Genomic DNA, 12867 nt, shown 5'->3' with positions numbered 1-12867 from the left:
CGGCACCCCGGTTTCCGGCCGCCGCGGCGATTCTCATCCCACCTTAAGAAACGCCTCAGACGGCTCCCAGGCCGCCTCGACACCGTCACGGCATGAGCCTGACGACACCCATTCGCACCCGGATCGTGGACGTGGTGGTGCCCGTGTACAACGAGGCACACGTCCTGGCCGCGAGCGTGCGCCGCCTGCACGCCTATCTGCTCGACGGATTCCCGTACGCCTTCCGCGTCGTCGTCGCCGACAACGCCAGCACCGACGCGACCTGGCAGGTGGCCGGCGACCTCGCCCGCGAACTGCCGCACGTACGCGCGGTGCACCTGGACCGCAAGGGCCGCGGCCGGGCGCTGCGCAAGGTGTGGGCCGAGTCCGACGCGGACGTGGTCGCCTACATGGACGTCGACCTGTCCACCGATCTGGACGCCTTCCTGCCGTTGGTCGCGCCGCTGGTCAGCGGCCACAGCGATCTCGCCATCGGCACCCGGCTGGCCCGTTCGGCGGCGGTGGTCCGCGGGCCGCGCCGCGAGGTCGTGTCGCGGTCGTACAACCTGCTGCTGCGCGGGGTGTTCGCGACACACTTCTCGGACGCGCAGTGCGGATTCAAGGCCGCCCGCACGGTGGTCGCCCAGGCGTTGCTGCCGCACGTACACGACGAGGAGTGGTTCTTCGACACCGAACTGCTGTTGCTCGCCGAGCGCAACGGGCTGCGCATCCACGAGGTCCCGGTGGACTGGATCGACGATCCGGACAGCCGGGTCGACGTGCTGCACACCGCGCTGGACGATCTGCGCGGCATGGCGCGGGTGGCCCGGCGGATCGCGGCCGGCACGTTCCGGGTCTCGGTCCCGCCGCGGGTGCGCGAGGCGCGGCTGCCACCGGCGATGCGCGCCCAACTCCCGCGCTTCGCGCTGATCGGGCTGGTCAGCACGCTGGCGCACCTGGTGCTGTACATCCTGCTGCGCGGCGACATGGGGGCGCTGGCCGCGAACGCGCTGGCCCTGACGATGACCACGATCGCGAACACCGCGGCCAACCGTCGGTTCACCTTCGGGGTCCGCGGGCGTGCCGGGGTGTGGCGCCATCAGGCCCAGGGCGGCTTGGCCTTCGTCGTCGGCCTCGCGTTGAGCAGCGCGACGCTGGCCGGTCTGCACGCCGTGGTCGCGCATCCGGCGCGCACGGTCGAACTGGGCGCGCTGGTCGGTGCGGGGGCCGTGGCCACGATCGTGCGATTCCTGCTGCTGCGGGTGTGGGTGTTTCGCGCGGCGGGCGTCGGGCGCTCGGGGTATCCGGTCGATCGTGGCGATCCGGCCGCCCCGGCGAGGCCCACGGATCCGGGCGGCCGGGCGGATGCGGCGACCGCGACAGGCCCGGGCGACCGGATCGCCTCGGTGACTTCGATCACGTGCAACACGGCGAGGGGATCGGCCGCTTCGGCGAAGCCGAGCGGCACGACGGGCGCGATCGGCCGGACCGACTCGACCGACTCCATCGGTTCGACCACCTCGATCGACGCGATCGATTCGATCGACTCCGTCGATTCCTCCGGTTCCTCCGGTTCCTCCGATTCTTTCGGTTCTTTCGATTCTTTCGGTTCTTTCGGTTCGGCGGGTGAGGACGCATGACCGCCGTAGTGGCTCCACTGCCGATGCCGGTTCCCGAGACCGGCACCGCGACCGTAAAGCCCTGGTTCGTCCGGCTGGTTCGTGGGCGGACCGCGGATGCGCCCTGGGTGCGGCCCGCGTTGCTCGCCCTGCTGGTCGGGACCGGTTTGTTGTACATCTGGGGCCTGGGTGCCTCGGGTTGGGCCAACTCGTTCTATTCGGCCGCCGTCCAGGCCGGGACGGAGAGTTGGAAGGCGTTCTTCTTCGGGTCCTCGGACGCGGGCAACTCGATCACGGTCGACAAGACCCCGGCGTCGTTGTGGGTGATGGGCCTGTCGGCCCGCGTCTTCGGCGTCAACGCGTGGAGCATCCTGATCCCGCAGGCGCTGGAGGGCGTCGCCACGGTCGGTGTGCTCTACCTGGCGGTGCGACGCCGATTCCCCGCCTGGGCCGGCCTGTTGGCGGGTGCGCTGCTGGCCCTGACGCCGGTCGCGGCGCTGATGTTCCGGTTCAACAATCCGGACGCGCTGCTGGTTCTGCTGCTCACCGTCGCCGCGTACGCGGTGCTGCGCGCCCAGGAGACCGCGAGCACCCGGTGGTTGGTACTGGCCGGCGCGTGCGTGGGCTTCGGGTTCCTGGCCAAGATGCTCCAGGCGTTCCTGATCGTGCCCGTCTTCGCGCTGATGTATCTGGTGTGCGCGCCGGTGGGCTTCTGGCGTCGGGTGCGGCAACTGCTGTGGTCGGGCCTGGCGTTGACGATCGCCGGCGGCTGGTGGATCGCAATCGTCGAATTGTGGCCAAAATCGTCCCGTCCCTACATCGGCGGCTCGCAGCACAACTCGATCCTCGAACTGACCTTGGGCTACAACGGACTGGGTCGGCTCAACGGCAACGAGACCGGCAGCGTCGGCGGCGGAGCCGGCGGACCGCGTGGAGGCGGGGGCAACTGGGGTTCCACCGGGTGGGATCGGCTGTTCAATGCCGAGATGGGCGGCCAGATCTCCTGGTTGTTGCCCGCCGCGCTGATCCTGCTCGCGGTGGGCCTGTGGCTGACCCGACGTGCTCCGCGAACCGACCCCGCCCGGGCGGCGATCGTGTTGTGGGGCGGATGGCTGCTGATCACGGGCCTGGTCTTCAGTTACATGGCCGGCATCTTCCACGCCTACTACAACATCGCGTTGGCACCGGCGATCGCCGCGGTGGTGGCGATGGGTGCCGCGCTGCTGTGGGAGCGGCGCCGGGTACCGCGTGCGGCGGCGGTCGCGGCGCTGACGATCGCGCTGGGCGCGTGGTGGTCGTTCCACCTGCTCGCCCGGACACCGGACTGGCATCCGTGGTTGCGCCACGTCGTACTCGTCGGCGGAATCCTCGGTGCCCTGGCCGTGTTCGGCGCCGCGTTCGTCGCGCTGCGCGGGCTCGCACCGGTGGCCGCCACGGTCTCGGCGGCGGCGCTGCTGGCCGGGCCGGCCGCGTATACGTGGGACACCGTCGCCACCGCGAAGGGCGGGTCGATCCCCAGCGCGGGGCCGGCCGGGATGGGCTTCGGGCGAGGCGGGCCGGGCGGACCGGGTGGACCCGGCGGCTTCGGGGGCGTGCAGCGCGGGTTCCAGGGCGCTCCGCCCGGACAGGTACCCGGTGGCCAACCGGGCCAGGGGGCACCGGCATTCCCGGGCTTTCCGGGACGGAACGGGCAGACGCCGGACGGCACCGGTGGCCCTCGCGGTCAGTGGACCGCCCCCGGCGACGGCACCGTTCCGCCGGGCACGACGCCGCGCCGGGGCGGCGGGGCGGGCGGCATGGGCGGGCTGCTCAACGGCAGTACGCCCGGCAAGGAGGTGGTCGCCGCGCTGAAGCGGGACGGCGACTCCTATACATGGGTGGCCGCCTCGGTCGGCTCCAACAGTGCCTCCGGCTACCAACTCGCCACCGGGAAGCCGGTCATGCCGATCGGCGGCTTCAACGGCAGCGACCCCTCGCCGACCCTGGCCGAATTCCAAAAGTTGGTCAGGGACGGTCGGATCCACTACTTCATCGGCGGCGGAGCCGGCGGCGGCATGGGCGGCGGCGGCATGCGCAGCATGGGCGGCAGCAACGCGTCGCAGGCCATCGCGACCTGGGTCGAGCAGACGTTCACCGCGAGCACCGTGGGCGGGGTGACCCTGTACGACCTGACCGCGTCGCCGGGGAAGGTTTCCGACGAATCATCACCAACCGCCTGACGGGCTGTCAATCCACCTACGGTGTGCGGCAAACGGCGGGCCGATTTGATCCGTAGGATCCTCCCCCGTGACGATCAAGATGCGAAAGGTCGGGGCCGGCTTGATCGGCCTGCTGACGACCTTGGCTGTCGTGGGCGGTTCCGCACCGTCCGCGATGGCCGACGAGACGAATTCGACCGGGCCACCGCCGAAAGTCGAGCTGGTCCTCGACGTGAGCGGTTCGATGAAGGCCAACGACGCCGGCGGGATGACCCGCATGGACGCCGCGAAGAAGGCCTTCAACGAGGTCGTGGACAGCGTTCCGGAGCCCGCCGATTTCGGCGTCCGGGTGCTGGGTGCCACGTACCCGGGCAACGACAAGGCCAAGGGTTGCGTGGACACCCAGCAACTGGCCCCGGTCGGCAGGCCGAACAAGGTCGTGATCAAGAACGAGATCGCCAAGTTGGCGCCGACCGGCTGGACTCCGATCGCGCTGTCGCTGCGCGAGGCCGCCAAGGACCTCGGCACCGGGGCCGGCAGCCGCCGTATCGTGCTGATCACCGACGGTGAGGAGACCTGCGCGCCGCCCGACCCGTGCGACGTGGCACGCGAGTTGGCCGCGTCCGGCCTCAATCTGATCGTGGACACGCTGGGCCTGGTCCCGGACGAGAACACCCGTCGTCAGCTCTCCTGCATCGCGGAGGCCACCGGCGGCACCTACACCTCGGTGCTGAACGCGGACGAGCTGTCGCAGAAGGTCCAGCAGATCGTCAAGCGCGCGGTCCGCGAGGCGGACGAGACACCCGCATCGGTCAAGGGCAGCCCGAACGGCTGCCAGGACGCGCCGTTGCTGGCGCCCGGCGTGTACAGCGACCGCGAGGAGTTCGGCCAGCACCTCTGGTACAAGGTCCCGCTCGAGCCGAACCAGGAGCTGCGGGCCACCGCGACGGTCGGTTCGGACCGCAAGGTGGCGCGCGACTACGACGTGACCATCACCGCGTTCAGCGAGGACGGCCGCGAACTGGTCGGCAACGCGGGCGCGGGCAACGGCCGGACGGACGTGCAGTCCGCCGGTCTGCGCTACCCGTACAAGACCGACAGCGACAACGCGAAGACCAGGACGATCTGCCTGGTCGTCACCAACGCGTTCGCCGCGCAGCCGAACGTGGCCACCAAGCCCGGTCTGCCGCTGGAGTTGACGGTGGACCTGGTCAAGGCCACGGACAGCAAGGCCGCGAACGTGCACGGCCTGGGCCGGGGCTGGGTGTTCCTGGGGGTGCTCGCCGGATTCGGCCTGATCGCCGGGTTGTTGGCCGGTTGGCTGCGCCGGGCGTTCAAGGCTCTCGGGAAGGCGATGTCATGACGAACGCAATCCGTGGAATCAAGCGGGCGTTGGCGGCCGTCGCCGCGGCGTTCGTGGGCGTGACGCTGTTCGCCGCGCCGGCGATGGCCGATCAGGACGTGCCGCCGGGCACCTCGTTCCTGGGCGCGGGCACGCTGAAACCGGGCGAGGAGGCGCGCTGGTCGGCGTCCCAAGGCGAGTATCTGTACTGGCAGTTCCCGGCCAGGGCGGGCAAGGAGATCCACGCCAAGGTCGATCTGGAGCTGGCCCCCGGCAACGCGCGCAGCGGCCCGGTGACCTACCGGATCGAGATCTACGACGGCCTGCGCCGGCGCCAGCCGTGCGTCGAGGGCAGGCAGGTCGCCACGGCGCAGAAGACCGACACCAAAATCGCCCTGACCTGCACGCCGCGCACCGTCCGCGACTGGGCCGAGCCGTGGTCCACCGACCCGCTGCCCGGGATGTACTTCGTCCGGGTCGCCGCGATGGCCGTGCCCGACCTGGACGCGGGCGCCGCGACCAAGGTGACCGTACGGGTGGACACCAAGGACGGCGACGACCAGGTGCCGACCTCGGACCGGCGGCTGGCCGACCCGCTGGTGCCGATCACCAAGGCCGGCTCAGTGCTCAAGAGCGGGCAGACCGCGGACACCCGGTCGGTGGCCTGGGACCAGGACGAGGACCACTGGTACCAGTGGGACTGGATGGACGGCCCGAACGCGCGGTGGTTCTGGACCGCGATGGCGACCTTCGTCGCGGTGGTCTTCGGCATCCTGGGCTACCAGCTCACCCGCAAGAAGCGGAACTGGTTCAGCTGACGGTGATCGGCCGACGCTCGGCGTCGGCGTGGCGAACCGCCCCGGCGCGATCCGCGCCGGGGCGGTTCGCCATGATCCTCGTGTCGCCTTGACCCGATCCGACCGAGCACGGAGCCTGCCATGATCATCGAACACGCGGACATCACCGTCGCGGAAGGCCGCGAGGCCGAATTCGAGGCCGCGTTCCTGCGCGGCCGCGAGGTCGTCGCCAAGTCCGTCGGCTTCCGCTGGGCGCGCCTGATCCGTCAGGTCGAGTCGCCCACGTCGTACCTGCTGCTGATCGGCTGGGAGACCCTGGAGGCCCACACGGTCGGCTTCCGCGAATCCGACCTGTTCCCCCAGTGGCGAGCCATCGTCGGCGAGTTCTTCGCGGTGCCCCCGACCATCGTCCACTACGAAAGCGACCTCACCCCGACCGACGAGACCTGACCCTGGAAGCCGCCACCGCCGAGGCCCCGGTTCCCACGCGGAGCCGGGGTCTCGGCGTGGTTGCGGCTGCCGAGCGGCACGAGTCACGCGCAGATGCGCCACGCGACCGACGTCACCCGACTCCGGCGGCTCCGCTCGACTCGCCCGACACGCCCCGCCGCCGCGACGTCGTTCTCACTTCTCCCACAGGCCCGCCACCGTCAGGGCCGGGTCGATGTCGGCCAGGGCTCGGGTGGGGTCCAGGGTCGGGAGGACGCGGTGGGTCGCGGCTGCGTGGGCGTAGACCAGCAGGAGGTCCTCGGCGGTCCAGCGGACCGAGGGCCAGACGGCGTCCCGGCCCGGGCACAGCCGGGTGAGGCGGGTGTGGAACTCGTCGAGTTCGGCCGGATTCGTGAAGGTCCGGGCCGCTTCGAGCGCGTCGTGGTCGGTGCGCAGGAGCGCGTGCGTCGGCACCACGGGCACCCGCATGACCGCGTCCGGGTCGGTATCGGCCATGCCCATGCTGCGCGCGACCCGATGCAGGGCCGACGCCATCAGCAGCGCGACGAGCAACCCGCTGTCCTCCCGCACACCGCCGGACGGGAAGAACCTCGCATCCCAGAAGCGCTGTTCGGTGTTCAGGTGCTCGCGCACGAGCATGCAGCCGACTCCCACGCAGCTCTGCGGCAGGGTTCTGGCAGCCATGCGGCTACGTTACGGCTCCGGTGGCGCACGGTGGCGCAGTTCCTTTTATTTACGACTTTGGCCTACTTCGGAGCATCACGTATCGAAGTCGACACGCGCCGCCCCGGGGGACCTCGGCGCGGCGCATCGGGGGCCGGCGGCACGGCACCGCCCGCACCCGCACGCCACCGGACAGGTCACCACACGCGCCACCACGCGCGCCGGCGCGGCCGTCACCGCGGCCCTCACCCCAGCTGAATGGACCGCTTCGAGAGTCCGAACCAGAAGCCGTCGATGACCTGGTTCAGTCGGTCCAGGTCCTCGTGACCCGCGCCGAGCGAGACGAACAGCGGCGCGAGGTGCTCGGTCCGGGGGTGCGCCAGGCGCGCGGCGGGCGCCTTGTGGGTGAAGTCGAGCAGCGCGTCCACGTCGCCGCCCCGGAACGCCTCGTCGCCCCAGTGATCGAATTCGCGGGACCACCCCGGCGCCGGCGCATCCGCCCGGGGATCGAGGCCGCGCAGGTTGTGGGTGAAGAACCCGCTGCCCACGATCAGCACCCCCTCGTCGCGCAGCGGCGCGAGCCGTCGGCCGACCTGATACAGCCGGACCGGGTCGAGCGTGGGCAGCGACATCTGCAGGACCGGCACGTCGGCGTCCGGATACATCTCGACCAGCGGTACGTACGCGCCGTGGTCCAGGCCGCGCTCCGGCGCGTCCCGCACGTCCGGCCCGAGCAGCGCCCGCACCCGCGCCGCCAACTCGGGAGCCCCGGGTGCCGGGTAGGTGACCCGGTAGTAGTGCTCGGGAAAGCCGCCGAAGTCGTACACCAGCGGGATCGTGCGGGTCGCGCCGAGTGCGATCGGGGCGTCCTCCCAGTGTGCGGACACCATCAGGATCGCCGTGGGCCGGGGCAGGTCGGCGGACCAGGCGGCGAGCTGGCCGGTCCACAACGGGTCGTCCGCGAGCGGCGGCGCGCCGTGGCCGAGGTAGACGACGGGCATGCGCTGCGCACTGGGCCGGGGCGAGGTGGTGTCCATGGGTCCAGGATAGCAAGTAGTTCTACGTTCAACAATTGACACGGCAGGAGGATTCGACCAAGGGGCCGTCGGAGAACCCGACGCGCCGTCACCGGCGGGACCGGCGCGCGATCACGCACGGTGTCGGTGTGGAAGCACGGCCGGATTCGCCTGGGGCTCGCGCACGGTTTCGGCGCGGGATCCAGGCCGGATTCGGCGCGGGACCAAGGCCGCATTCGGCACGGGATCACGCGCGGATTCGGCGCGGATCGCCGTCGGGAGTAATCCACTGGCCTGCGCCCCGGGGGTGCCACTTATCCTTGACCCCGTAATGGGAACGCCAGTAGCCACATCTCAGCTCGCCGACCTCCAGGCGCGCCTGCCCCACCTGATGCTTCGGGATCAGGACCGTCTGCGCCGTCGCCTCGACCGGACCCGCAAGAACCGCAAGGGCCCGCAGCAGGTCGCCGAGACCGAGAGCCTGATCACCGCGTTCGACGCCGCCGAGATGCGGGTCGCGAACCGGCGCGCCGCCGTGCCCGCGATCGCCTACCCCCAGGCGCTGCCGGTCAGCCGGAAGAAGGACGACATCCTGGCCGCGATCCGCGACCACCAGGTCGTCATCGTCGCGGGCGAGACCGGATCCGGGAAGACCACCCAGATCCCGAAGATCTGCCTCGAACTCGGTCGCGGCGTACAGGGCCTGATCGGACACACCCAGCCGCGCCGGATCGCCGCGCGCACGGTCGGTGACCGCATCGCCGAGGAGCTGGGCGGCCAACTCGGCGACGTGGTCGGGTACAAGGTCCGCTTCAACGACCAGTCCAGCGACAACACGCTGGTCAAGCTGATGACCGACGGCATCCTGCTCGCCGAGGTGCAAAACGATCGGCTGTTGCGGCAGTACGACACGCTGATCATCGACGAGGCACACGAGCGCAGCCTCAACATCGACTTCCTGCTCGGCTATCTCAAACAGCTGTTGCCGCGCCGCCCCGATCTCAAGGTGATCATCACCTCGGCCACGATCGACCCGGAGCGCTTCTCGCAACACTTCGACGACGCGCCGATCATCGAGGTGTCCGGCCGGACGTATCCGGTCGAGGTGCGGTATCGCCCGCTTGTCGCGGAGCTCGACGAGGACGAGGACGACGACGAGGCGGGGACCAAGCGCCGACCCGACGATCGTGACCAGGTCCAGGCGATCAGCGACGCCGTGGACGAACTGCTCGGCGAGGCGTCCGGCGACATCCTGGTCTTCCTCAGCGGCGAGCGGGAGATCCGGGACACCGCGGAGGCGCTGAACAAACGACAGTTGCGCAACACCGAGGTGCTGCCGCTGTACGCGCGCCTGTCCGCCGCCGAGCAACACCGGGTCTTCCAGCAGCACACCGGTCGCCGGATCGTGCTCGCGACCAACGTCGCGGAGACCTCGCTGACCGTGCCGGGCATCAAGTACGTGATCGACCCGGGCACCGCGCGCATCTCCCGGTACAGCCTGCGCACCAAGGTGCAGCGGCTGCCGATCGAGGCCATCTCGCAGGCCTCGGCCAATCAGCGCAAGGGCCGCAGCGGGCGTACCTCGGACGGCATCTGCATCCGGTTGTACTCCGAGGAGGACTTCGAGTCGCGGCCCGAGTTCACCGACCCGGAGATCCTGCGCACCAACCTGGCCTCGGTCATCCTGCAGATGACCGCGCTGGGACTGGGTGACATCGCCGCGTTCCCGTTCGTGGAGCCGCCGGATCGGCGCAACATCAAGGACGGCGTACAGCTCCTGGAGGAACTGGGCGCGCTGGATCCGGACGAGCCGGACGTACGCAAGCGGCTGACCCCGGTCGGGCGCAAGCTGTCCCAGCTTCCGGTGGACCCGCGGCTGGCCCGGATGATCCTGGAGGCGGACCGCAACGGGGTGGTCCGCGAGGTGCTGATCATCGCGTCCGCGCTGTCCATCCAGGACCCGCGCGAGCGACCCGTCGAACACCAGCAGCACGCCGACCAGTTGCACGCACGGTTCGCGGACAAGGAATCCGACTTCCTCGCGTACCTCAACCTGTGGAACTACATCAAGGAACAGCGCGACGAGCTGTCCTCCAGCCGGTTCCGCAAGTTGTGCAAGAGCGAGTTCCTGCACTACCTGCGCATACGCGAATGGCAGGATCTGCACAGCCAGTTGCGCTCGGCCGCCAAGTCGCTCGGGATCGAGGCGACCGGCGAGCCGCAGGAGCCGAACACGCAGCACATCCACACCGCGATCCTGTCCGGTCTGCTCTCGCACATCGGCCTGATGGACCCGGCCAAGCGCGAGTACGGCGGCGCGCGCGGCACCCGCTTCTCGGTCTTCCCCGGCTCGGCGCTGTTCAAGAAGCCGCCGCGGTGGGTGATGGCGGCCGAACTCGTCGAGACGTCCAGGCTGTGGGCGCGGATCGCCGGCCGGATCGAACCCGAGTGGATCGAGCCGCTGGCCGGGCACCTGATCAAGCGCACCTACAGCGAACCGCACTGGGAACAGAAGATGGCCGCGGTGATGGCCTACGAGAAGGTCACGCTGTACGGCGTGCCGATCGTGGCCGCGCGCAAGGTCGGCTACGGCAAGGTCGATCCGGAGTTGTCCCGCGAGTTGTTCATCCGGCATGCCCTGGTGGAGGGCGACTGGCGTACGCACCACAGGTTCTTCGCGGCCAACCGGCGACTGCTCGCCGACGTCGAGGAGCTCGAACACCGGGCCCGGCGCCGGGACATCATGGTCGACGACGAGACCCTGTTCGACTTCTACGACGAGCGCATCCCCGCCGACGTGGTCTCCGGACGGCACTTCGACGCGTGGTGGAAGAAGGCCCACCGGACCGAACCGGACCTGCTGAGCTTCGAGAAGTCCATGCTGATCAACGCCAAGGCGGGCGGGATCACCGAGGAGGACTACCCGAACACGTGGGTCGAGCAGGGCCTGGAGCTCAAGCTGACCTACCAGTTCGAGCCCGGCTCGAACGCCGACGGGGTCACCGCGCACATCCCGGTCGCGGTGCTCAACCAGCTCACCGGTGACGGCTTCGACTGGCAGATCCCGGGCCTGCGCGAGGAGTTGGTGACCTCGTACATCCGCGCGCTGCCCAAGGGCATCCGCCGCGGCTTCGTGCCGGCACCGGACTACGCGCGCGCGATCCTGGCCCGGATCCCGGCCCGCCGGGGCTCGTTGGTGGACGTGCTGGAGCGCGAGCTGAGCCGGATGGCCGGCATGCCGGTCAAGCGCGAGACGTGGGACCTGGCCAAGGTGCCCGACCACCTGCGAATGACGTTCCGCGTGCTCGACGACGACCGGCGCACGCTGGCCGAGGGCAAGGACCTGGAGGCGCTCAAGCTCAAGCTGCGCGACCGGATGCGGGCGGCGGTGTCCGAGGCGGCGAGCACGCTGGACATCGAGCGCACGGGCGTGACCTCGTGGACCATCGGCGAACTGCCGCGCGTGGTCGAGCAGCGACGCGGGCCGCTGGTGGTCAAGGCGTATCCGGCGCTGGTCGACGAGGGCACCTCGGTGGCGGTCCGGCTGTTCGACAGCGAGCCGGAGCAGTTGCGCGCGATGCGGCTCGGGACGCGGCGCCTGGTGCTGCTGAACGTGCAGTCGCCGGTCAAGCAGATCCAGGGTCGGCTGCCCAACATGGCCAAGCTGACGCTGAGTCACAACCCGCACGGTGGCATCGATGCGCTCTTCGAGGACATCCTCGCGTGCGCGGCGGACATGCTGATCCAGGACGCGGGCGGCCCGGTGTGGGACGAGGCGGGCTTCGTCCGGCTGCGCGACCGGGTCAAGGCGGGGTTGCCTCGGCTGACCGAGGACACCGTGGTCAAGGTCGAGCGCATCCTGGGCGCGTCGCACAACGTCGCCGGGCGACTGAAGGCGACCCGGAGCCCGGCCCTGGCCCCGGCACTGGCCGACCTGAAGGCGCAGTACACGGCGCTGGTACACAAGGGCTTCGTGGCCGCGGCGGGTTGGCGGCGGCTGCCGGACGTGCATCGTTATCTCCAGGCGATGGAGCGGCGCCTGCAGCGCCTGGAGGCGGATCCGGTGCGGGACCGCGAGCGCATGCTGAAGGTCCATCAGATCCAGGCCGCCTACCGGGATTTGATGGACCGCCAGGCCAAGGGTGCGCCGATCCCGGCCGACGTCGCGGCGGTTCGGTGGCAGATCGAGGAGCTGCGGGTGAGCTACTTCGCCCAGTCCCTGGGCACGCCGCAACCCGTGTCGGACAAGCGGATCCTGAAGACGATCGAGGAATTGGGGTCGTAGCCGGTCTCACGCTCCGGCGCCGGCGCCGCGTCAGACCAGGTCGTTCTTGAACAGGTCGTGGTCGGTCAGCAGCTTCTCCAGGCGCGCCTGGTCGACCCGGCTGACCACGGCCTCACTCTCCTGCCGGTCACGCACGACCTTGGCGATGGTGATGCTCGACGTCACGACGTAAAGCACGCCGAGACCGAGAAAGGCCCGAATCCAGCGGTCCACCGGCAGATAGACGATCCCGATCAGAACCGCACTCACGGACACGCCGAAGGACAGCGCGGCCTGGACGAAGAAGCCATGGGTGTTGTTGGTGCGCAGCGGCGATGTCATGGCAACAGTGTTGGGCCGGACGGGCGTTGCGCACATGAGTACGTGTACTCAAGTGGCCCGACCCCCGGCGGAGGGCCGGGGGTCGGGGTCGGATGGATCACGTCGGGCGTCCGGGTCGTTGCCGCCCGGCGATCGGCCGCCGGCCGGGTGGTCCGCCGCTCGTGGCCGGCCGAGCGCGGTGCCGCGTGAGCCGCCGG

At 70.2% G+C, this 12867-nt stretch carries 9 protein-coding genes; 6 read left to right on the top strand and 3 right to left on the bottom strand.

The features are described 5' to 3' along the window. Positions 1–92 precede the first annotated feature (92 nt). From ACFZBU_RS20365 to ACFZBU_RS20345, 5 genes are all read left to right on the top strand, one after another. Entirely contained in the window at positions 93–1619 is a 1527-nt protein-coding gene (locus ACFZBU_RS20365; protein WP_391585015.1) for a glycosyltransferase, read from the top strand. Next, positions 1616–3817, top strand: coding sequence for an ArnT family glycosyltransferase (locus ACFZBU_RS20360; RefSeq protein WP_391585014.1), 2202 nt, complete (start codon positions 1616–1618; stop codon positions 3815–3817). The genes ACFZBU_RS20365 and ACFZBU_RS20360 overlap by 4 nt, the downstream gene beginning before the upstream one ends. 67 nt (positions 3818–3884) lie before the next feature. Beyond that, positions 3885–5159: a VWA domain-containing protein gene (locus tag ACFZBU_RS20355; protein ID WP_391585013.1), complete on the top strand. Its 1275-nt coding sequence runs from the start codon at positions 3885–3887 to the stop codon at positions 5157–5159. Further along, positions 5156–5956, top strand: a complete 801-nt coding sequence (locus ACFZBU_RS20350; protein WP_391585012.1) for a peptidase — start codon at positions 5156–5158, stop codon at positions 5954–5956. Before ACFZBU_RS20355 ends, ACFZBU_RS20350 begins: the two co-directional genes overlap by 4 nt. A gap of 120 nt (positions 5957–6076) precedes the next feature. Next, positions 6077–6385, top strand: coding sequence for an antibiotic biosynthesis monooxygenase family protein (locus ACFZBU_RS20345; RefSeq protein WP_391585011.1), 309 nt, complete (start codon positions 6077–6079; stop codon positions 6383–6385). A 174-nt stretch (positions 6386–6559) separates the two neighbouring features. On the opposite strand, the gene ACFZBU_RS20340 is transcribed toward ACFZBU_RS20345, so the two are convergent. Together ACFZBU_RS20340 and ACFZBU_RS20335 are read right to left on the bottom strand one after the other, a co-directional pair. Next, positions 6560–7069, bottom strand: a complete 510-nt coding sequence (locus ACFZBU_RS20340; RefSeq protein WP_391585010.1) for a hypothetical protein — start codon at positions 7067–7069, stop codon at positions 6560–6562. Positions 7070–7293: 224 nt separating this feature from the next. Further along, entirely contained in the window at positions 7294–8085 is a 792-nt protein-coding gene (locus tag ACFZBU_RS20335) for a dioxygenase (RefSeq protein WP_391585009.1), read from the bottom strand. Between the two features lie 310 nt (positions 8086–8395). Between ACFZBU_RS20335 and hrpA the strand changes: the two genes are divergently transcribed. Then, a complete protein-coding gene (gene hrpA, locus ACFZBU_RS20330) occupies positions 8396–12349 on the top strand; it encodes an ATP-dependent RNA helicase HrpA (RefSeq protein WP_391585008.1) in 3954 nt (1317 codons plus the stop codon). Positions 12350–12379: 30 nt separating this feature from the next. Here the strand turns inward: hrpA and ACFZBU_RS20325 are convergent, their stop codons facing one another. Continuing rightward, complete coding sequence (locus ACFZBU_RS20325; protein ID WP_391585007.1) at positions 12380–12706, bottom strand: YiaA/YiaB family inner membrane protein; 327 nt, start codon at positions 12704–12706, stop codon at positions 12380–12382. Between the last annotated feature and the right edge of the window lie 161 nt (positions 12707–12867).

The organism is Embleya sp. NPDC008237, from assembly GCF_042956465.1.
In the GTDB taxonomy this organism is placed as follows: Bacteria; Actinomycetota; Actinomycetes; order Streptomycetales; family Streptomycetaceae; genus Embleya.
Note: the sequence above shows the minus strand (reverse complement) of the source record. Positions and strands in the feature narration are given on the sequence as shown.